This is a genomic window from Bacillus sp. FJAT-50079, assembly GCF_018343515.1.
Taxonomy (GTDB): domain Bacteria; phylum Bacillota; class Bacilli; order Bacillales; family Bacillaceae_C; genus Lederbergia.
This window is the reverse complement of the sequence record NZ_JAGYPD010000004.1, coordinates 378903-400266: the sequence shown is the minus strand read 5'-3', so window position 1 is coordinate 400266 and position 21364 is coordinate 378903. Positions and strand designations below refer to the sequence as shown.

20 protein-coding genes and 1 tRNA gene are annotated in these 21364 nt (G+C 39.7%); 2 read left to right on the top strand and 19 right to left on the bottom strand.

The annotated features are described in order from the left end of the window. Nucleotides 1-15: 15 nt before the first annotated feature. Nucleotides 16-846, bottom strand: coding sequence for a cytochrome c biogenesis protein (locus KHA95_RS12800; RefSeq protein WP_213137893.1), 831 nt, complete (start codon nt 844-846; stop codon nt 16-18). Nucleotides 847-858: 12 nt separating this feature from the next. After that, complete coding sequence (gene hemA, locus KHA95_RS12795; protein WP_213137892.1) at nt 859-2199, bottom strand: glutamyl-tRNA reductase; 1341 nt, start codon at nt 2197-2199, stop codon at nt 859-861. Nucleotides 2200-2362: 163 nt separating this feature from the next. Here hemA and KHA95_RS12790 point away from each other — a divergent pair, with 163 nt between their 5' ends. After that, entirely contained in the window at nt 2363-2851 is a 489-nt protein-coding gene (locus tag KHA95_RS12790; protein WP_213137891.1) for a LiaI-LiaF-like domain-containing protein, read from the top strand. Between the two features lie 35 nt (nt 2852-2886). On the opposite strand, the gene yihA is transcribed toward KHA95_RS12790, so the two are convergent. From yihA to KHA95_RS12720, 14 genes are all read right to left on the bottom strand, one after another. Next, nucleotides 2887-3474 (bottom strand): ribosome biogenesis GTP-binding protein YihA/YsxC, encoded by a 588-nt coding sequence (gene yihA / locus KHA95_RS12785; RefSeq protein ID WP_213137890.1) that lies wholly within the window; start codon nt 3472-3474, stop codon nt 2887-2889. Further along, complete coding sequence (gene lon / locus KHA95_RS12780; protein ID WP_213137889.1) at nt 3461-5794, bottom strand: endopeptidase La; 2334 nt, start codon at nt 5792-5794, stop codon at nt 3461-3463. The genes yihA and lon overlap by 14 nt, the downstream gene beginning before the upstream one ends. Nucleotides 5795-5929: 135 nt before the next feature. Next, entirely contained in the window at nt 5930-7597 is a 1668-nt protein-coding gene (lonB, locus tag KHA95_RS12775; protein ID WP_213137888.1) for an ATP-dependent protease LonB, read from the bottom strand. A 101-nt stretch (nt 7598-7698) separates the two neighbouring features. Beyond that, complete coding sequence (locus KHA95_RS12770; RefSeq protein ID WP_213137887.1) at nt 7699-8505, bottom strand: hypothetical protein; 807 nt, start codon at nt 8503-8505, stop codon at nt 7699-7701. A 440-nt stretch (nt 8506-8945) separates the two neighbouring features. Then, nucleotides 8946-10211, bottom strand: coding sequence for an ATP-dependent protease ATP-binding subunit ClpX (gene clpX / locus KHA95_RS12765; RefSeq protein WP_213137886.1), 1266 nt, complete (start codon nt 10209-10211; stop codon nt 8946-8948). 212 nt (nt 10212-10423) lie between these two features. Beyond that, on the bottom strand, nt 10424-11713 hold the full coding sequence (gene tig, locus KHA95_RS12760) for a trigger factor (protein WP_213137885.1): 1290 nt from the start codon (nt 11711-11713) through the stop codon (nt 10424-10426). A 150-nt stretch (nt 11714-11863) separates the two neighbouring features. Next, nucleotides 11864-12874, bottom strand: coding sequence for a tetratricopeptide repeat protein (locus KHA95_RS12755; RefSeq protein WP_213137884.1), 1011 nt, complete (start codon nt 12872-12874; stop codon nt 11864-11866). A 167-nt stretch (nt 12875-13041) separates the two neighbouring features. Further along, nucleotides 13042-13118, bottom strand: a tRNA-Arg gene (locus KHA95_RS12750). Between the two features lie 569 nt (nt 13119-13687). Continuing rightward, complete coding sequence (locus tag KHA95_RS12745) at nt 13688-14191, bottom strand: metallophosphoesterase (RefSeq protein ID WP_213137883.1); 504 nt, start codon at nt 14189-14191, stop codon at nt 13688-13690. Nucleotides 14192-14197: 6 nt separating this feature from the next. Further along, nucleotides 14198-14803, bottom strand: coding sequence for an XTP/dITP diphosphatase (locus KHA95_RS12740; RefSeq protein WP_213137882.1), 606 nt, complete (start codon nt 14801-14803; stop codon nt 14198-14200). Then, entirely contained in the window at nt 14800-15549 is a 750-nt protein-coding gene (rph, locus tag KHA95_RS12735; protein ID WP_213137881.1) for a ribonuclease PH, read from the bottom strand. The genes KHA95_RS12740 and rph overlap by 4 nt, the downstream gene beginning before the upstream one ends. A gap of 83 nt (nt 15550-15632) precedes the next feature. Beyond that, complete coding sequence (locus KHA95_RS12730; protein ID WP_213137880.1) at nt 15633-16700, bottom strand: GerMN domain-containing protein; 1068 nt, start codon at nt 16698-16700, stop codon at nt 15633-15635. A 307-nt stretch (nt 16701-17007) separates the two neighbouring features. Next, nucleotides 17008-17829 carry a glutamate racemase gene (gene racE, locus KHA95_RS12725; RefSeq protein ID WP_213137879.1) on the bottom strand — a complete coding sequence of 274 codons (822 nt, stop codon included), beginning with the start codon at nt 17827-17829 and terminating at the stop codon, nt 17008-17010. Nucleotides 17830-17839: 10 nt separating this feature from the next. Further along, on the bottom strand, nt 17840-18295 hold the full coding sequence (locus KHA95_RS12720) for a MarR family winged helix-turn-helix transcriptional regulator (protein WP_249316857.1): 456 nt from the start codon (nt 18293-18295) through the stop codon (nt 17840-17842). 170 nt (nt 18296-18465) lie between these two features. Between KHA95_RS12720 and KHA95_RS12715 the strand changes: the two genes are divergently transcribed. Continuing rightward, nucleotides 18466-18939 (top strand): DUF6147 family protein, encoded by a 474-nt coding sequence (locus KHA95_RS12715; RefSeq protein WP_213137878.1) that lies wholly within the window; start codon nt 18466-18468, stop codon nt 18937-18939. 180 nt (nt 18940-19119) lie between these two features. On the opposite strand, the gene KHA95_RS12710 is transcribed toward KHA95_RS12715, so the two are convergent. The 3 genes from KHA95_RS12710 to KHA95_RS12700 all read right to left on the bottom strand — a co-directional run bounded on the left by KHA95_RS12710 (nt 19120) and on the right by KHA95_RS12700 (nt 21312). Then, complete coding sequence (locus KHA95_RS12710; RefSeq protein WP_213137877.1) at nt 19120-19878, bottom strand: DUF4367 domain-containing protein; 759 nt, start codon at nt 19876-19878, stop codon at nt 19120-19122. After that, nucleotides 19862-20446: an RNA polymerase sigma factor gene (locus tag KHA95_RS12705; protein ID WP_249316855.1), complete on the bottom strand. Its 585-nt coding sequence runs from the start codon at nt 20444-20446 to the stop codon at nt 19862-19864. The genes KHA95_RS12710 and KHA95_RS12705 overlap by 17 nt, the downstream gene beginning before the upstream one ends. Before the next feature lie 200 nt (nt 20447-20646). Beyond that, a complete protein-coding gene (locus KHA95_RS12700) occupies nt 20647-21312 on the bottom strand; it encodes an HAD hydrolase-like protein (RefSeq protein ID WP_213137876.1) in 666 nt (221 codons plus the stop codon). Between the last annotated feature and the right edge of the window lie 52 nt (nt 21313-21364).

Below are 21364 nucleotides of genomic sequence, written 5' to 3'. Positions count from 1 at the left end.
CTCCCGAACATGGTTTTAATGCCATCCATGGAATGAAGATAGTCGACTAACTAAAAAGAAATTAATCAAAATAATTAAAAAGGCTGCTGTATTCCATGTAGCAAGTCTTCTGCCAAACAATTCTTTTTTTCGATGCAAGTATAAGATCAAACTGTATACAATAAATAAAAGAAACGAACTAATAATTTTTGGATCATACCATGGCAAAATCGAAAGTTTAATAATCGCCCATTGAAGCCCAAGAATTAAACTTAATAACAGCATTGGTAGCCCAATAATATTTAATACATAGGACATCTTCTCCAGTTTCGCCAAATCACTCAAACGCCAAAGCTTTTTCTTCCATTTTTTCTCCTTTAATAATTTGTATTGCAATAAGTAAAGGATGGAGAATACAAACGATAACGTAAATGCCCCATACGATAAAATAGCCATCGTAATATGAATGAATAAAAGTTCAGATACGAGTTGTTCCGCCAATGTTTCTGATGGTCGTTGGATCGGCGCAAAGGCATGAATCGCCATCACAGTAAATCCGACTACATTTGTAAAAAACACAGTAAAATCAACACGGTAAATTTTATGAATGGCGAGTGAGAACGTAATCAGTACCCACGTATAAAAATAAAGCCCTTCAAAAAGGGTGAGCACTGGAAATCTGCCCGTTTGAATCATGTAAAGAAACAAAAAAATTGTTTGAAGAATCCAAACAATTGAAAGTAACCGGAAGGCAAGTTGATTCGCCTTCCGATTTTGATCAATAAAGTCAATAAAGTAAAGCATGATCGAAACAGCATATATGAGAATGACGAGCTCCGGTAATTTCGCTACAATAAACTCAACCATCGTTCATTTCCTCTATGCTTGAATAGATGGCATTGATGCCCCTATTTTCATTGTTTTTGGACTTGCATCCTTTTCCGGCGAGTCAACCTTCTCTTCCAATTCGAAAATCTGCTTAAAGAGGGCTATTTTCTCTGCTGCTTGCGGCTCACCAGCAAGTTCCTTCACTTGTAAAATTGGATCTTTTAATAATTGATTAATAATACTTTTCGTATGTTTATTTAACACTTTTTTATCTCGTTCTGATAAATGGGGAAGTTTGTTTTCAATGCTTTTCATTGTTTCCGCTTGAATCGATAATGCTTTTTCACGTAAAGCAGAAATAACTGGAACAACACCGAGCATATTCACCCAATCATTGAATTCCGCTAATTCTATTTCGATCATCTGCATGATTTTTTCCGCAGCAATTTGGCGCTCTTCAAGATTTGCCTGAACAATGTCTTCCAAGTCGTCAATATCATATAGGAAGGCACTTTCTAATTCTGAAATGGCCGGATCCAAATCTCTCGGGACAGCGATATCTACTAAGAAAAGCGGACGACCTTTGCGCATTTTCTCCATCATGGCCAGCATATCCTTTTCGACAACATAGCCACGTGCTCCCGTAGAGCTGATAACAATATCAGCATCCATAATCGCACATTGTAATTCTTGGAGAGATTTCGCATGTCCTTCGAACCGCTCGGCAAGGGATTGAGCTTTTTCAAATGTACGATTAATGACCGAAACTTTCGTCGCCCCATTCGAATATAAATTTTGAATGGCAAGCTCCCCCATTTTCCCCGCACCAATGACAAGTACATGTTTGTTTTTCAAATCGCCAAAAACTTTTTTCGCCAATTCCACTGCTGCATAACTAACAGAAACCGCATTTGCACCAATATCCGTCTCAGAATGTGCTCGTTTAGCTAATGTTAATGCCTGGCGAACTAATTGATTAAAGACCGTTCCAATCGTTCCATTATCCTGTGCTTGCACAAAGCTTGTCCGTACTTGTCCCAGAATTTGCGTTTCTCCAAGTACCATGGAATTTAGCCCGCACGTCACTTTGAATAAATGCTTGATGGCCGCTTCATGTTCATAGATAAATAAATGGTCAACAAATTCCGCTGGATCAATTTGAAACCATTCTGATAAAAACTCTTTAATATAATATCGGCCTGTATGGAGCTGATCAACAACTGCATACACTTCTGTTCGATTACAAGTAGAAACAATAAAATTTTCAAGAATGCTTTTTTTATTTTTTAATGATGACATGGCTTCCGGCAAAATCGCCTCCGTAAACGCAAGACGTTCTCTTATTTCAACCGGAGCTGTTTTATAATTTAACCCGACAACGATGATGTGCATAAATAATTAGGCACCTCCAAAATGATTCCTCATGTAGCTATTATAACATGCCAGATTAGAAGAATTCTAATAAAGATGTGAACAGATCATGAAAGATATATGTTATCATCAACATATCAAATTCATTATTGGAATTCAAGGAACGAGATAGGCGGGAGAAACAGTGAAAAAACAAACACTTCTATCTGGATGTATTTTTATTGGTTTTGGTATTTATTTTTTATTGCAGCATTATCATGTGATGTTCTTATCTGAATTATACACATGGCCGTCGCTATTACTCATCGTCGGCATTGGTTTTTTATTACAAGCATATGTCGGAAAAGATTATGATGCCATTTTACCTGGAGTGGTAATTACAGGAATTGGTGTCCACTTCCATCTCATTCATCATCTCGACATTTGGCCCGATCATACAGGGATCTTTTTATTAGTACTCGCCTTAGGATTATTGCTATCCTATGTAAAAACAGGCAAGGGACTCATTCAAGGCGGATTATTTCTCATTGCCGCCGTCTTTATCCTCTTTTTTGACAGCTTAACAAACTGGGCAGCGGAAAGAGGACACAATCTCTCATTTATTACAAGCATATGGCCTTATCTCTTTATTGTAATTGGCGCTTATTTTATCTTTTTTCATCGGAAACGATAAAATGAAAAGCAGGTTAGTTTCACCTGCTTTTCATTTTATTTCATCCACTTTTTCAGTGCGTTCCACGCCTTATCTTTTCCTTCTGCTGTTTCGGAAGAGAATACGATGATCTCATCTTCCTTGACGAGGTCAAGATTTTTCTTTAGCACCTTTACGTGCTGATCCCATTTTCCACGCGGAATTTTATCTGCTTTCGTTGCGATGACAATGCACGGAATATCATAATGCTTTAAAAAATCATACATCATAATATCGTCTTTCGTCGGAGGATGACGTAAATCTACAATTTGCAAGACCGCACAAAGTTCCTCACGGGTTGTAAAATACGTCTCAATCATCGCTCCCCACGCTTCTCTTTCTCGCTTCGATACTTTAGCAAATCCATATCCAGGAACATCGACAAAATATAATGCCTCTTCAATTTTGTAAAAGTTCAATGTTTGTGTTTTTCCCGGCTTGGAAGATGTTCGTGCCAAGCTTTTACGGTTAATCATTTTATTTATAAAAGATGATTTCCCAACGTTTGAGCGCCCTGCTAGCGCAAACTCTGCCAGTCCCTCTTCATTTGGATATTGCTCCGGTTTTACTGCACTAATAACAAGTTCAGCATTATGCACCTTCATGTTTTTCACCTACCAATGCTGTTGCCAAGACTTCATCCATATGTGAGACTGGAACGAATGTTAAATCATCCCTTACACTATCAGGAATATCGTCAATGTCTTTTTCATTTTCTTTCGGCATAATAATGATCTTTAACCCGGCACGATGAGCGCTAAGCGACTTTTCCTTTAAGCCGCCAATCGGCAGCACTCGCCCACGTAACGTAATTTCTCCGGTCATACCAACCTCTTTGCGTATCGCTCTGCCCGTTAAAGCGGAAACAAGAGCGGTTGCGATTGTAATCCCGGCAGATGGTCCATCTTTTGGCACTGCGCCTTCTGGAACGTGGATATGCACGTCACATGTTTCATGAAAATCCGAATCTAATTTTAGTTCCTCCGCTTTCGACTGTACAAAACTAAAGGCCGCCTGTGCAGATTCCTTCATTACATCTCCAAGTTTCCCGGTTAGGACAAGCTTCCCTTTTCCAGGGGAGAGTGAGACTTCAATTTGCAATGTGTCGCCGCCAACGGCCGTATAAGCGAGTCCTGTTGCGACGCCAACTTGATCTTCCACTTCAGCTTGCCCGTAGCTATATTTCGGCTTGCCAAGCAATTCCTCTAATAATTTCTCTGTCACGATGACGCGTTTTTTCTCATTGGAAACAATCAATTTGGCTGCTTTACGACAAATGGCAGCAAGCTGACGGTCCAATTCACGAACACCTGCTTCACGTGTATAATAGCGGACTAATTTCTTTAATGCTTCTTCCTTTATTTGCAATTGACTGCGCGTTAAGCCATGCTCAGTAATTTGCCGCGGGAGCATATGATCTTTACCAATATGAATTTTTTCAAGCTCTGTATATCCAGCAATGGTAATGACTTCCATTCGATCTCGTAACGGACCTGGGATCGATGCTAAATCATTCGCAGTTGCGATAAACATCACTTTCGATAAATCGAATGTTTCCTCAATATAATGGTCGCTAAATGTACTATTTTGCGCTGGATCAAGTACTTCAAGCATCGCTGACGAAGGATCGCCCCGAAAATCATTCGACATTTTATCGATCTCATCCAATAAAAATACAGGGTTGATCGTTCCAGCTTTTTTCATTCCTTGGATAATCCGACCAGGCATGGCTCCTACATACGTTCTGCGATGACCGCGAATTTCTGATTCATCTCGAACACCGCCTAAGGAAATACGTACAAAGTTCCGCCCCATCGATTCGGCGATTGAACGAGCTAAGCTTGTTTTCCCAACTCCTGGTGGTCCAACAAGACAAAGGATCGGACTTCTTAGCGATTTCGTTAACTGCTGCACCGCTAAATATTCGAGCACACGCTCCTTCACTTTCTCTAGTCCATAATGATCACGCTCAAGTATTTTTTCGGCCTTATGAATATTTAAATCGTCCTTTGTTGATTTTTTCCAAGGCAAAGAAACGAGCCAATCAATATAAGTGCGAATGACGGAACTTTCCGCCGATGTTGCGGGGATTTTTTCATAACGATCAAGCTCTTTTAAGGCTGTTTTTTTCGCTTGTTTTGGCATGCCTGCTTTTTCAATTTTTTTAGCTAGTTCTGCAACTTCTTCCGTCTTTCCTTCTTTGTCGCCTAGCTCTTTTTGGATCGCCTTCATTTGTTCACGCAAATAATATTCTTTTTGCGTTCTTTCCATTGACTGCTTGACACGTTGACCAATCTTTTTCTCTAATTGAAGGACTTCTCTTTCATTATGAATAATATCAATTACTTTACTAATCCGCTGTTTCACATTTGTTATTTCAAGAATCTCTTGTTTATCTTGAAGACGTAACGGCAAATGGGAAGCGATAATATCTGCCATTCTTCCTGGCTCTTCAATATCGGCAACAGTTGCGAATGTTTCCGCAGATATCTTTTTCGAAAGCTTAATATACTGTTCAAAATACTCAAGCATCGTTCTCATTAACGCTTGGATTTCTATATCGATTTTACTTTCATCTTCAAATAATTGTAAGCTTGCCGCTACATACGTTCCTTGATCGATAAACGTTTGTAATTTCGCTCTTGAGATCCCTTCAACAAGCACACGAATCGTTCCATTCGGAAGCTTGAGCATTTGCTTCACTTTTGTTAATGTCCCCATTTCATACACATCATCTTGTCCGGGTAAATCAACCGAAACATCTTTTTGCGTTGTTAAAAAAATGAAATGATCCGACATCATCGCCTGCTCCAATGCCTGGACTGACTGCTCTCTCCCAACATCAAGATGCAACACCATCGTCGGAAAAACAAGCATTCCTCGCAGCGGTAACAAAGGCACGTTCTGCTCTTTTTCTTCCTTCATTTTTGTACACCTCCAAAATACCCCGTGCAAAATTACTCTTTCACACTTTCCTCATAGGTCCTTGTTTTCAATTTTAGCTTATTGTGCCGTTCGCTGTCGAGAAACAGGCATCGCTCTTATTCGGAAGATACACTTTTACACGGTTTTCTTGCTCGACGAATCGATTCGTGTCGAAAATAACATGTCATGATTGATGTTTGTCGTAAAGGCATGTGCGAAAACCTCTTCTAATTTTTTTACAGGGATAATCTCAATTCCGATCCCTTCCTGTAAGCTTGCTTGCATATTGTCTAATGGAATAATAACGGCCGTTGCTCCGGCATATTTTGCTGCTTTTACTTTTGAAAAAACGCCTCCAATCGGTTTCACATCTCCGTGAATGCCAATTTCTCCTGTCATCGCGACGGTATGCTTAATCGGAACTTTATAAATCGCTGAATAAATACCGACCGCCATCGCAATTCCAGCTGATGGACCATCAATTGGAACACCACCAGGAAAATTAACATGAATATCATATTGGTTTGCCGGAACACCCATTGTTCGTAAAACGGTAATAACATTTTCAACCGACCCTTTTGCCATACTTTTTCTTCTTACCGATTTCCCTTGACCATTGATGCTTTCCTCCTCGATAATGCCAGTAATCGTAATCGAACCGTTGCTTTTACTTGGTAACACGATCACTTCAATTCCAAGCAGCATTCCACTATTTGGACCCGTGACCGCCAGTCCGTTAACAACGCCAATTTCTGATTTTTCCGCAACCTTCATCTCATAGCGCGGAGTAAGTTGACTCGAACGAATCATCCATTCAATATCTTCTTCACGTATATAATCACGATTTTGAGTAATCGCGAGCCCCGCAACAATTTGCATCATATTCACTGCTTCTCGCCCATTTCGTGCATACATCGCCAATGTTGAAATCCCTTTGTCACTCACTTTTAGCTCCACCTTCCCAGCCGCGTTTCTAGCAATTGATTCCACCTCATGCTGGTCTAACTCACGAAAAAACACTTCCATACAGCGTGATCGAATCGCTGGAGGAATTTCATTTGGTGTTCTCGTTGTTGCACCAATCAAACGAAAATCAGCCGGTAAGCCCCGTTTAAAAATATCATGTATATGCGTTGGGATTTGTGTGTTTTCTTCACTATAATAAGCACTTTCCAAAAATACTTTGCGGTCTTCTAATACTTTAAGCATTTTATTCATTTGGATTGGGTGCAATTCCCCAATTTCATCAATAAACAGGACACCTCCATGAGCATTTGATACAGCACCTGGCTTGGGCTGTGGAATTCCTGCTTGCCCCATCGCGCCTGCCCCTTGATATATCGGATCATGCACCGAACCAATGAGCGGATCTGCAATTCCTCGTTCATCAAATCTCGCTGTTGTCGCATCAAGTTCAATAAAAACAGCATCTTGCTTAAAAGGAGAACGTTGATTTCTTTTGGCCACTTCTAGAACGAGTCTCGCTGCCGCTGTTTTCCCGACTCCCGGCGGTCCATAAATAAGGACATGCTGCGGATTTGGGCCACATAAAGCGGCTTTAAGCGCCTTGATCCCATCCACTTGACCAACAATGTCTTCAAAGCTTGCGGGACGTACCCGTTCTGCAAGCGGCTCGGATAACGTAATCCCTCTTAACTTTCTTAACCGTTCCATTTCCTTTTTTGATTCACGATCGATTGTTACTTTTTGTGAGCGTTGATTGCTAAGCAAATTAAAAAAGTATAACCCTATAACAACTCCAAAAAACAACTGTACAAATAAGATAATAATCGTCCAATTCATCCGTATCCCTCCAGCACATTTTTGCAATATATGTGCTAGTATCTCCCCGGATCGTTTGGAATAAACGAAAAGGTTTATTGGCCTCAACTCGTTTTTCTACATTAAGCAGAATGCAAAATGTGTTTTGAGTAAGTGCCTTGGCTTTGGGCAAAACACAAGAAAAGCGGCGGTTGCAGGCAATTAGATGCTAGCTTATAGACAGACTTTCTAAAAAGTAACGATCTCTGTCCTTTAGAGCTGGTCTTATAGACAGATTTTCCAAAAAGCAGCGATCTCTGTCCTTTAGGCGTGGCCTTATCGACAAATTTTCTAAAAAGCAGCGATCTCTGTCCTTTAGAGCTGGTCTTATAGACAAATTTTCTAAAAAGCAGCGATCTCTGTCCTTTAGGCGTGGCCTTATAGACAAATTTTCTAAAAAGCAGCGATCTCTGTCCTTTAGACGCAGCCTTATAGACAAATTTTCTAAAAAACAGCGATCTCTGTCCTTTAGGAGTGGCCTTATAGACAAATTTTCTAAAAAGCAGCGAGCTCTGTCCTTTAGACGCAGCCTTATAGACAAATTTTCTAAAAAACAGCGATCTCTGTCCTTTAGAGCTGGTCTTATAGACAGATTTTCCAAAAAGCAGCGAGCTCTGTCCTTTAGGCGTGGCCTTATCGACAAATTTTCTAAAAAGCAGCGAGCTCTGTCCTTTAGACGCAGCCTTATAGACAAACTTTCTAAAAAACAGCGATCTCTGTCCTTTAAGCGTTGGCCTTATAGACAGTTTTTCTAATAAGCAACGATCTCTGTCCTTTAGACGTGGTCTTTTAGACAGGTTTTCCAATAAGCAGCGATCTCTGTCCTTTAGGCGTGGCCTTATCGATTTTCCAAAAATACTGCTTTGTCTGTCCATTAAATGAAGTACCAAACGAACGAAGTGCTCTCCCCTAATCAAGATAAAGAGGCTTGTATAGCTAGTCGTTTTCCGCTTAAGCTAGTCAAAAATTCACTATATAAGTTGAAATAAAGACGATCCTTATAATTGTTTTTTACAGACGGATACCTAGTTGATTGGAGTGAAAGGCTGCTACTCCTGGGAGATGAGCGAGTCGCCGCAGGACAAGATTTTTAAGGAACGAAGCCTTAAGTCACCACATCGTGTGGCAACGGCTTCGTGACCAACAGCCTGTTGCATCGTCCGCCCCGGAAAACGGCCGTCTGGAACGGAAATCAACGATGTTTACTCTCCGCATTTTATGTTCGTTATTTATTTCAACTGATATAGCATTAATAATTGTAATATTAAAGATATACTTTCCTATATAACGACGAAAACCCCAGAGCAAGATGCTCTGGGGTCATCATTCATTATGCAGATGTTTTTTCGGTCCCTTTAACGATTGTGCCGTCCTCTAAGATGAGTTTTGGCGGCTTTTCGTCTGTAACAGCTTCCTTTGTAATGACACATTTTTTAATATCATCACGTGATGGAAGATCGAACATGATATCAAGCATGATGCTTTCAATAATCGAGCGTAATCCACGTGCTCCCGTTTTTCTTTCAATCGCTTTTTTCGCGATTTCTCTAAGAGCATCGTCTTCAAACTCAAGCTCAACATCGTCCAATTCGATCATCTTTTGATATTGCTTAATCAGCGCATTTTTCGGCTTCGTCAAAATATCAACGAGCGCTTCTTCATCAAGCTGTTCAAGGCTAGCGATGACCGGCAAGCGTCCGATGAATTCCGGAATAAGACCGAAGCGAAGCAAATCTTCTGGAAGGATTTTCATTAATAGACCTTTATCGTCTGTTTCCTCTTGCTGCTGCTCAGATCCAAAGCCAATCACCTTTTGGCCAAGACGACGCTTAATGATTTGCTCAACGCCATCAAAGGCACCACCGCAGATGAACAGAATATTTGTTGTGTCGATTTGAATGAATTCTTGATGAGGATGTTTACGTCCACCTTGTGGAGGTACGCTAGCAACCGTACCTTCAAGAATTTTCAATAATGCTTGTTGTACACCTTCACCTGAGACATCGCGTGTAATCGAAGGGTTCTCTGATTTGCGAGCAACTTTATCGATTTCATCGATATAAATAATTCCTCTTTCCGCCTTTTCTACATCATAATCGGCAGCTTGGATTAATTTCAGTAAAATATTTTCAACGTCTTCACCAACATAGCCTGCTTCAGTTAATGACGTTGCATCAGCGATAGCAAACGGTACATTTAAAATTCTCGCAAGCGTTTGCGCGAGCAATGTTTTCCCGCTACCAGTTGGTCCAATTAGACAAATATTACTTTTCGCCAACTCTACATCGTCGATTTTACTGTTCGAATTGATACGTTTATAGTGGTTATATACTGCAACCGCTAACGATTTTTTCGCTTCATCTTGTCCGATGACGTATTCACGTAAAATTTCACGGATTTCGCGCGGCTTTGGTACGTCCTTAAACTCAACTTCTTCTTCTGTCCCTAGCTCTTCCTCAACAATTTCAGTGCATAGCTCAATACATTCATCACATATATATACACCAGGGCCTGCAACTAACTTGCGTACCTGATCTTGAGTTTTACCACAAAAAGAACATTTCAACTGCCCTTTTTCTTCGTTAAACTTAAACAATGTTTTCACCCCTTTAAATAACTAACTCTTGCATCATCACGATGACAAATAGTTATGTATTGCATTGTAGCATACAATTCCAATAAATAACCATCATTTTGCGTTGTTCAAAAAGCCAAGCTCAATTATGTAATTACTTGTACAAAACAAGGCACGAGTAGTTCTGTGCCTTGTTTTACTTTATGTTTGATATGTTAATTTTATGTTAGTGTTTATTCCTTTGTCTTGCTGTTTTCAACAAGAAACTCAACTGCTTTTTGAACTTTTAAATCTGCCTTTAAGTTATCAAGGCTGCCGCCAAGTAATTTTTGAATCTCTTCAGCAGGCATATTGTACATTTCTGCCATCTTATTTAATTCTTCATTTACTGTTTCTTCATCTGCTTCTAGGTTTTCAGCTGCCGCGATTGCTTCAAGTGTCAGATTCATGCGAACACGTTTCTCCGCATCTTCTTTCATTTGTTCACGAAGCGCTTCTTCCTCTTGTCCAGAGAATTGGAAGTAAAGTTCAAGGTTCATCCCTTGCATTTGCAAACGTTGCTCGAATTCTTGCATCATGCGATCTACTTCATTATTAACCATAATTTCAGGAAGGTCAATTTCTGCGTTCGCTGTTGCTTGATCCACTAAAGAATCGCGAGTTTTTTGCTCTGCTTCACTTTCTTTACTTTTTGTTAAACGTTCTTTAATCGCTGTTTTTAGTTCTTCTAATGTTTCAGCTTCCTCGTCTACATCTTGCGCAAATTCATCATCAAGCTCAGGAAGCTCTTTCGTTTTAATTTCATGAAGCTTTACTTTAAATGTTGCTGGTTTTCCTGCAAGCTCCGCTGCATGATATTCTTCTGGGAATGTTATCTCGATGTCTTTCTCCGCTCCAGCCTCAAGACCAACTAATTGCTCTTCGAATCCAGGGATGAAAGAACCAGAACCAATTTCTAGAGAATAGTTTTCAGATTTTCCACCTTCAAACGCCTCTCCATCAACAAACCCTTCAAAATCAATGACAACTGTGTCGCCGTCTGCAACAGCGCCTTCTTCTTTAATCACAAGCTCAGCTTGACGTTCTTGAAGTGTTTTTAATTCCTCAGCCACATCTTCGTCTGTTACTTCTGTGTTTAGCTTTTCCACTTCAAGCCCTTTATAATCACCAAGTTTTACTTCTGGCTTTACTTGTACAGTTGCTTTGAAGATTAATTCTTTTCCTTTTTCCATTTGCTCGATATCAATTTCAGGACGATCAATTGGCTCAATGCCTGTTTCTTCGATTGCAGATGAATATGCTTCAGGTAAAAGAATATCTAATGCGTCTTGGTATAATGCTTCCACACCAAAACGTTGTTCAAACATACCACGAGGGATTTTTCCTTTACGGAATCCAGGAATGTTTACCTGCTTGGATACTTTTTTGAACGCGGCGTCGAGACCTGTTTTCACTTTTTCAGCGTCAACCTCAACAGTTAGGACACCTGTGTTCCCCTCTAACTTTTCCCACTTTGCTGACATATCATTACCTCCAACAATATATATTAATCTTTAATCTACATTTTTTAGCGGGCAATCCGCCTTGTATGTATTGTATGAACCGTTTTTCCAATCCTTAACGGTGCAGCATAACCATTATATTATAACATAGCTTTGTAAGCTTTCAAAGAACTATATGATTGGCGAAGAAATTTGCTCTAAATAATCGAGAAATGCTGAAGCGTGTTGAATATCGAGAGGATCTACATCATAAATGGTAGCCATCTTCTTATCATCCCATTCCTCTCCATACATTTCATAGCCCATTTTTCGATAAGCTAGTGCCCAAATACTCGGATCCATGTGATTCAGCTCAAATGGGTACATGATAAACGCATGTCGTTCGATAATGACCTTTAATTGCTCTAACAGTACAGGATTATGGTCGTCAAGTTGGTCCGTAAGCTCGGATAAAATCAATGCCAGTGCGGGCATCTCATCAAGTGGCGGCAATGCAGCTGGAATAAAATCGTTTCTTAATTCGAGTTTACATACTTTAACTTTCTTTTCAATTTTATTTTCACGAAGCACATTTAATACAATCGTTTGTAAAAATGGATGTGTTTGGTCATCTGCTAACATGTGAATTAACGAATCTAAATACGGATGAATATTTTTATCGGCAAGACTACCAAGGAATATTGTTTGTTCTTCCAAATTACCTGCGTTCGCAAATGGGATGTGAACAGTAGCCTGTCGCTCCTCTTCTTCACTTCCGCCTTGCATCACTTTTTCACTTAAGCCGAGCAAAGTATGAAAATGCTCCTCTTTTTCCGCTGGCACTTCCCTCTCTTCAAAGAGTGCTTCAATCGTTGCAACAACATGCTCATGTTCATTTAATTGAATTAATATCATTAAATAAATGTCTAGAATTTCATAATAATCGCCAATTCCTTCATGTAAAAGCTCCTCCGCTAACCCCCTCGACTCTTTTAACTCATTGTTTTCATAGAGTGCCACAACTAAAGCGGTGGAAATGTCGGGATTTTGCGAATCCATTTCTTTCGCTTGGCTTAATAAGTCGATTGCCTTTTCGAAATCGTGCTTTTCCATATGTGCGATTCCTTTTTCATACAGGCGTTCCTTTAACCCTGGAAAAAGGATGATTTTGTTTGCGTCTTGATCATGCTGATCTTTTTTCATCGCAAAACCGCCCATCTTTATTATAATCGAAATTAGTGTATCAAACGACAGGATAAAAGACAAAAAAATCCAACTAACATTTGTGGAAAAAAGAAAAATACCCTGAATGTGCTGTAATAGCATTTCAGGGTATAAAACAAATGATTTATCTTAAGGTTAAAGTTAAATGGCGTCCCAGGAGCGATTCGAACGCCCGACCCACAGCTTAGAAGGCTGTTGCTCTATCCAGCTGAGCTACTGGGACTTAATAGCTAATAACAGTTTTTATTATAGTCACGCATTTTCATCTTGTCAATAACGTTTCATTTTTTTCATGATGATCATTTCGGGCATGCCAAATAAATATGTGATTCCGTGCTTTTTCGAAGAAATAGATGCGGTGAGTTGAGGGAGATTTCTGTTGCTGCGAGGATCAACAGGATGAAATTCCTGCAATAAGTTCAATGTCCTGCTTTGTTAATGAAGACCATGATTTATTTTGGATAAACACAAACGTTTGAATTTTTCCCAATGATCATTTAAGCCTAAAGAAGCTGGGACAGAAGTTTTTGATCAAATCAAAATACGAACGCCAAACAACTGCAAATAACTCGCTCCGGAAATATTATCGACTTTCCGCGAGCGGCTGTTGAGACTCGGGTCAACAGGATACTGGCTACGGAGCCGTTGCCATCCGATGTGGCGAATTTAGGCTTCGTTCCTTAAACACGCACTGCTAGTTCTCAACGATGCCTTTCTTCCCACATGAATCTACGCCATGGTATGGATTTGTTCGCCTTCGGAATTGATCAATTTATTACGTCCCAGCCTTTTTCATCTTTCAAATGTTTTATAAATTACTTGTTCATGATGATCATTTAAATAACGGACGTGCCAAACATCGTTATTCAACTCGACAAGTGCATACGTTTTATCATTTCCCCCACGCGGAAGTGAAATACTACCTGGATTGAGAAAAAGAATGTCATCCAACAGTTCTACCCCAAGCAAATGTGAATGGCCAAAGCAGGCGATGCTTGCCCCCACTTCTTTTGCCCGATAGGCAATGTTTAATAATGTTGATTTAATTTGTAGGAGATGCCCGTGAGCCACATACACCGTAGTACCCTTTACATCCAACGATAGCTCATCCGAAAACCGTGCGTCTAAGTCACAATTTCCTCCTACAACAGAAAATTGTGCAAGTGCCGGATCATCCGCAGGCAATTCCGAATCCCCACAATGAATCATTGCATCAACTTCATTGATGTATTTATCATGAAGTTTTTTCAATACCGTGCGATCGCCATGATTGTCGCTAACGATAAGCAGTTTCACTGTTCATCACCTCTTGCTAAAATATTTATCTACGAGCGGTTGAAGGTTTTTCAGAGCGAACGCTCGATGACTAAGTTGATTTTTTTCTTCACTCGTTAACTCTGCCATCGATTTTTTAGCAGATAAAGAGTAAAAAACCGGATCATATCCAAAGCCGTTTGCTCCTTTACGCTCTGGCAATATCATTCCTTCGCATATTCCATTGACTGTTTCAGTTTCAATATTAGGTCCAGCGATTGCAAGCGCACAATAAAAACGAGCCGTCCGCTTTTCTTCCGGGACCTCTTTCATTTCCGTTAGTACTTTGTCAATATTCGCTTCATCATTTTTTTCTTCGCCAGCATATCTGGCAGAATAAATGCCCGGCATTCCATCAAGCTCATCAATGATCAGTCCTGAATCATCTGCAATGACGATTTCATTCGTCAGCTTGGAAATTCCTTCCGCTTTTAATATGGCATTTTCTTCAAATGTCATGCCTGTTTCAGCAATATCTGGCAGGCTTGGCAAATCAAGCAACGTCTTTACTTCCACACCATATGGGGCGAATAGAGCAGCAAATTCATCCGCCTTTCCTTTGTTTTTCGTTGCGATGAATACAGCTCTCTTCACTTTCTTTCCCCCTCAATCAAGGTTGTAATCTCACCTAGCGTTGATTTTTGCGTTGAAATTAATTCAGCAATCCCTGCTTCTGCAACAGCAAGCAATTCTTGAAGTTCCGTTCCATTAAATGTTGCTTCTTCTCCAGTCCCTTGCAACTCGACAAATTGTCCCGCACCTGTCATCACGATATTCATATCAACTAATGCGCTGCTATCTTCAATATAATCAAGATCAAGTACAACGCCCACTTCCTCCAGCATTCCGACACTTGCCGCAGCGAGGAAATCGTTCACAGGGAAACGCGCCAATTTTTTCTCATGATAAAGCTTTGCTAATGCAATCGTCATAGCGACAAAGGCCCCTGTTATCGATGCTGTTCTCGTCCCGCCGTCCGCTTGGATCACATCACAATCAATCCAAACCGTTCTTTCCCCAATTACTTCAAGATCAACAACTGCCCGAAGCGCTCTTCCGATCAATCGCTGGATTTCCATTGTCCGCCCCGATACTTTTCCTTTGGAAGATTCCCTTATATTTCGTGTACCCGTCGCCCGTGGAAGCATCGCATATTCGGCTGTAATCCACCCTTTTCCTTCTCCGCGCATAAATGGAGGGACACGTTCCTCAATACTTGCAGTACAAATGACCTTCGTATCTCCAACAGTAATTAATACAGATCCCTCAGGATGTTTTAAATAATTCGGTTCAATATGTATTCGTCTTAATTTATTTGCTTCTCTTCCATCATGACGCATTGAATGCCCTCCTCAAAATGAAGAAGAGGTGGCGTTATGCCAGCCTCTTCAGTTTCCTTTATATTATAACAAATCTTTCTTTTTTAAAAACTACCAACATTTATTTTTTCAGGACGCGTCACTGGAGCGGTTAATGCTTCCCCATCCTCATTGACAAGCTCTGATTTCCCGTTCACTAAAACAGAGACACTTTCCACTCCGGCTTGTTCCGTTAAGGAAAGGACGAGCGATTGTAGCACTTCATTAGAAATGACGTTTTCCTCATTTCCAGCCATGACGGCTTCGTTAAAGTTCAGTGTAACCACACCTTCATCGTCCATTGTAGGATCTTCCAAAAGCTTTAAATCACTCATTAAACTTAATCCACTGATCAAGCCAGTTTGCAGACCAGGTCCTTCAATCAGCTCATTGACCGTTGCTGTTAAATCATCCTTCATTTTATTAGAAACACGTTCAGTGACAGGAACATAATAATATTCTCCGACTCCTTGTGATAAATAATAGACTGTTAAAGGCCGTGTATTTGTTAGATCAACTGTATCAGAATATCCGGTATTAATACCAACCTCCCGTGTTAATCCATTTTCGTTTATCGGTGTACCATTGACAGGCATTTCCTCTAATTTATAACCATTTACCCGAAGCTCGACTGATTTCACTGAATCAAATTGGGTTAACGTCCATGTCACAGCTTCAAGTATTTTCTTCTCATCTTCCGCTGCGTACTCTCCAAACTCCTCGGAAAAATTCACAATTGCTTTTCCGTCTTTAATATCTACATCCACTTCTGTCCCTGCTGGTAAAACAGTTCTAAATCCATTTGGCAATATATCCATTACTTTTCCATCGGCAACTAAATATTCCAACGCTTGTTTTGCAGGACCTTCTGTCATTGGCAATGCTAAAGTTTGCGAAACAACATATCCATTTTGGTCAATGAAGTAAAGATCCGTCATGACTGTTTTTGCGGCTTCTTCTCCCGACGTTTCTGTATCAGGAGAAGCATCGAGCTGTTCACCTTCTTTTAATTGTGTGACTACCTTCGGCGGATCAAGCTTTTCTTTCTCCTTTCCGAAGAGACCGCAACCAGCTGAAATAATACATGTGGCGGCGATGACTACCGTAGCGGTCGCATACGTACGTTTTGCCATGTTTGTACCCCTCCTAAGACAGTTTGTACATGTATACGAGCCCTCAGTAGAAAATAGACCGCTTGAATAAAAAAAACAGCCGAAAGGGCTGTTTTTTGAAATCTTCATATTAATAATCCTTTATACCTCGGCGTAATTGCGTCCATATTTTTTCGAGCTTACTTGAAAGAACTGTGGTATCAGCCAGAGTACTTACCTTGATTCAGTATATCTTTTTGTACCGAAGGCGAAGTGTCATGTATACGGAGTTTGAATTCTCTTTTATTTACAAAGCACTCCACTACTTAAGAGCTTCTACTGATTCAAGTTAAACATTTGCTGGCTTTTCGATCGTATTCAACCTAGCAAACTCAATGCGTAATGTTTCTTCCTGCAACCAATCCGTTGCAATTCGTGAAAAAATTGCTCGTGAACCCGATGTATAAAAAATATGTTCCGGAGGTTTTTTGGATGTTTTCAATATTTTTTCAAAATCTAAAATTGTACTTACTTCTTGGGCTGTTTCTTCTCCTGAGCTTATGACCTTCACCTGTGAACCCATCACCTGTTCAATGATCGGACCAAGTAAAGGATAATGCGTGCAGCCGAGTACAAGTGTATCGATCCCACTGTTTTGCAAAGGCTTCAATGTTTCCGCCACGACTTTTTTTGCCACATTGCTTTGATATTCGAAGCTCTCTACAATTGGTACAAATTTCGGGCAAGCTAATTGCACGACTTCCACTTGGCGATTGATCAATTTCAACTCGCGAACATACGCCTTGCTATTAATCGTCCCAATTGTACCAAGAATGCCAATTCGTTTATTTTCTGTTGCTTTTAAAGCAGCGCGTGAACCTGGAGAAATCACACCAATGACCGGAATATTTAAATAAAAACGCATTTCTTCCAATACGACGGCTGTTGCCGTATTGCAAGCAATGACGAGCATTTTTATGTTTTTTTTAAGTAAAAAGTCGGCCATTTGCCACGTAAACTTTCTTACCTCATGTTCAGATCTTGGCCCGTATGGACAACGAGCAGTATCCCCAACATAATAAATAGTCTCATTCGGCATTTGCCGCATAATTTCTTTGGCAACCGTTAAACCGCCGACTCCAGAGTCAATAACACCTATTGCTTGTTCCAAATGAACCGCCTCATCCTTTTCGCATATCGTGATGAAGTCTAGATAAATGTTCTTTTAAATTCATTACTTCATCGGCGGAAAAATCAACAAGTATATCATGTAAATATTTCTGCCGTTTTTGAATGACTTCATCAATAATTTTTTTACCAATTTCCAATAAATGAATTCTTACCACACGGCGATCTTTCGGATCACGGACACGCATGACAAGTTCCTTTTTTTCCATTCTATCAATTAAATCTGTAGTTGTGCTGCATGCTAGATACATTTTATTGGATAGTTCCCCGATTGTCATATCCCCTTCTTCAAACAACCACTGCAACGCAATAAATTGTGGAGGTGTAATCGCGTAATCTGTCAAAAGCTCGCGACCTTTCTGCTTAATAATCACCGATATGTAACGGAGATCTTTCTCCAATTGAGCAACGACCTCTGTATCATGCTGCAAAAGCTCCCTCTTCATCATGTTCCCTTACACCCCTCCACATTTTTCATTCATTGTCCCAACTTTACTTACAAAAATCAAGTGCCAAACCTGCTCGAAGTTTGTCGAACTCTTTTTATCGATTATTGGAACCTTTTTATTCGTTTCTACCGTCTATTCCAATAATAACGATAATAGAGAGGTAGGATGCAATGTTTAAAAGAATAGCATTATTATCTATCACTTTCCTTATGATAACAACTAGTTTTTTTACGAATCATAGTTGGGCACTCGAGCCTCCACCGAATGATCTTACCATTGGGACTGGAAGCACAGCAAATGATTATCAAATATTAGCCTCACAATATTTCATGAGTGGTCAATCAACGATTCAGGCCCTTTCAAGTACAAAGGTGCGAGTGAGCGCTGACACAAGAGCATATCGACCTGTTGATCGAATTTCCGTTGATATGTACTTAGAACGTTGGGATTCTGGTAAGGGACAATGGGTGAATGTACTTTTTATTGGTTCTGCTACAAACTATTATTCTTTCTTTGTTTCATCCACGAAAGACGTCAATGTTTTAAAAGATTCCTATTATCGCACAAAGGTCATTCATCATCTCGTTCAAGCAGGTATCAGTGAACAAAAAACAAGCATTTCTTCCTATGTTTACACGAAATAGAGGTGCTTCAGCATGTTGACAGACGCTCAGATCTGTCGTTGCTTTAACTCATGCCGAGGCTGATAGGCGCTTTCGACCAGGCGAAGAATTTCCCTTCAAATATTCACTTAAAAATGAATGTAGACAAAGTCGTATTATGACTTTGTCTACACTGATACATGCTCCATCTTGGAGAACACTTTACATCGATCGGGCAATCTCCATAATTTCATCCTTTGATAGACTGCCTTCGATTGAAAAATAATGAGTTTGTGTCATCCAAATAAGCTGGCGATGATTATTTTTATACGTAATTAGGTTTGCCGCTTGTCCATGTATGACAAGCTCCTCGACACTTACATCATCAGCATCCAATGCTGCACCAAACCCAAATTGGTCCTCCACCGCTAATTCGGTAATAATAAAGCCACGATTGTTACTAATATAATTCACATATATCTCTTTTCCTTTTGCACCTTCTTCTCGCAAAACCGTTGCTTGTTCCAATTGGAATCCGTCAGGAACGTATTTAGGTATTCGGATCGGAAATTCCATCACTTTTTGCGCTTCCTCTATGCTCATTTGTTCTGTTATGAAACCGGAATCCTCTACTATATAAATGGATTCTTCTGGTTCCGTTCCACTTTTTTGAGCCGACTTATTTTCACTACTAGAAACTCCAAATAGTTGGATAACTGATCCTTGAACCGAGTAGTACATATCTGTAAAGCGATTAAAGGCATTTCCGTTTTTAGGCAATTGGATAATAATTACCGCAAATAAAATAGCCACTGCTGCGATAAATAGTTTGCGGTCATTTTTTCGCGGTTTTACCTTTGCTTTTTGCATCTTTTCCCATGCCTCTGTGGCAGAGAGTAGGGGGGAAGGACTTTGTTTCACATGCTCTTCAAATACTTCCCGAATCGATTCATCGAATGGATCCTCACCAAATTTTGGCATTTGATATAATCTCCTCTCTCAAATCCGGTTGTTTTTCTAATGCTTCTCGTAATTTTAATTTCGCACGATGTGTTCTTGACTTCACCGTAGCAATATTCAGGTCCAATGCTTGCGCTATTTCCTCGTATTTCATATCGTATAAATACTTCAATATGAGTACTTGCTTATGATCTGGCTTCAATTCATCGATTTCCTTAAGTAACAGTTCTTTAAGTGCCCGCTCCTCTACAATCGATTCAACCGTCGAGGCCTGCTCTATTATCTGTTCATTTATAATGACGTCTTCCGTTACAATTTCGTTCCATCTTTTTATTTTTCTAACATAATCAATCGCTGTGCGAGAAGCAATCGCTGCTAACCAAGCACCTAATTTTTCGCCGTCTTTCACTGTATCCATATGGGCAAATGCTTTTACAAACGTTTCTTGGACAACATCTTGAGCTAATTCACGATCTTTTAATATGTAGTAAGCAGTATAATAGACCCGTTCATAAAACATTTCGAATATGACCCGCTCCGACTCTTCATCTTTTCTGCGTATTTTTTTCAATAGATGTTTGATCAACATGTATCACCTCTTCTCAAACGCGCAATTCCATGATCTTCCATCTTAAGTATACTTGAAAAATGAGCTTTCGGCGATACAATCTTCAAGTGATATCTTGATCTCTAAAATGTGTAAATTTCCATTCCGATCAACAGATCCTACGGAAATTTAACAAAAAAGACGAGTCTAAAATTCATTTTTCGAATTTTGACTCGTCTTTTTTAAGATACAAATTCCAATTGGCGCACAATTGTTTTTAGCTCCATTAAGTTATCGATGACAAAATCAGCCTGAACAAGTTCCTCTTCTTGTGCAAAATCAAAATGACAGCCAATTGCAATTAATCCATTATCTTTCGCTGCATTTATGTCAGATAGACGGTCACCGACGACTGCTGCATTTTTTATATGATACTTTTCTATAATCGCTTTCACTAAATCTCCCTTATTGAGCGTTTGAATTTGTTGAATACTAAATGTTTCAGTAATCCATTGATCTAATTGATAGTGATTGATAATTGCTTGTAAATAATCCACTAACCCATTACTTGCAATGAAAATCGAATAATTATTTTCTTTTAAGAAACTGAATATCTCCTTCACATTGGGATATAATCCACCTTTTCCGTTGTTTATATTTACAATTAGGCGTTCTAGAAAATAGGCGTCTACTTGTTTCCTTACCTCATTAGAATGATCAGGCAACAGCGCTTCCCACACTTTTGGCAGAGGAACACCCATGATTTTGCGATATGTATCAATTGGTGTGATTGCATCCCATAAATTCAATGAACGTAAATGATTAAACGTATCATCAAGCGACATTTCTAAAATCGTGTCTGTTCGAAATAAAGTACCGTCCATATCAAAAATGATTGATTGTTGCATTACTTTCTCTCCCTTATTCCTCTTGCTGATTGAACTTTGTATGTATTCAGAA

Coding starts and splice junctions, on each gene's coding strand:
- tig (WP_213137885.1), bottom strand. CDS start 11,713: ATGTCAGCAAAGTGGGAAAAGTTAGAGGGGAACACAGGTGTCCTAACT.
- KHA95_RS12715 (WP_213137878.1), top strand. CDS start 18,466: ATGTTTAAAAGAATAGCATTATTATCTATCACTTTCCTTATGATAACA.
- KHA95_RS12755 (WP_213137884.1), bottom strand. CDS start 12,874: ATGAAAAAAGATCAGCATGATCAAGACGCAAACAAAATCATCCTTTTT.
- rph (WP_213137881.1), bottom strand. CDS start 15,549: ATGCGTCATGATGGAAGAGAAGCAAATAAATTAAGACGAATACATATT.
- hemA (WP_213137892.1), bottom strand. CDS start 2,199: ATGCACATCATCGTTGTCGGGTTAAATTATAAAACAGCTCCGGTTGAA.
- KHA95_RS12710 (WP_213137877.1), bottom strand. CDS start 19,878: ATGCCAAAATTTGGTGAGGATCCATTCGATGAATCGATTCGGGAAGTA.
- lonB (WP_213137888.1), bottom strand. CDS start 7,597: ATGAATTGGACGATTATTATCTTATTTGTACAGTTGTTTTTTGGAGTT.
- lon (WP_213137889.1), bottom strand. CDS start 5,794: ATGAAGGAAGAAAAAGAGCAGAACGTGCCTTTGTTACCGCTGCGAGGA.
- KHA95_RS12705 (WP_249316855.1), bottom strand. CDS start 20,446: ATGTTGATCAAACATCTATTGAAAAAAATACGCAGAAAAGATGAAGAG.
- KHA95_RS12720 (WP_249316857.1), bottom strand. CDS start 18,295: ATGATGAAGAGGGAGCTTTTGCAGCATGATACAGAGGTCGTTGCTCAA.
- KHA95_RS12800 (WP_213137893.1), bottom strand. CDS start 846: ATGGTTGAGTTTATTGTAGCGAAATTACCGGAGCTCGTCATTCTCATA.
- yihA (WP_213137890.1), bottom strand. CDS start 3,474: ATGAAGGTGCATAATGCTGAACTTGTTATTAGTGCAGTAAAACCGGAG.
- KHA95_RS12730 (WP_213137880.1), bottom strand. CDS start 16,700: ATGGCAAAACGTACGTATGCGACCGCTACGGTAGTCATCGCCGCCACA.
- KHA95_RS12700 (WP_213137876.1), bottom strand. CDS start 21,312: ATGCAACAATCAATCATTTTTGATATGGACGGTACTTTATTTCGAACA.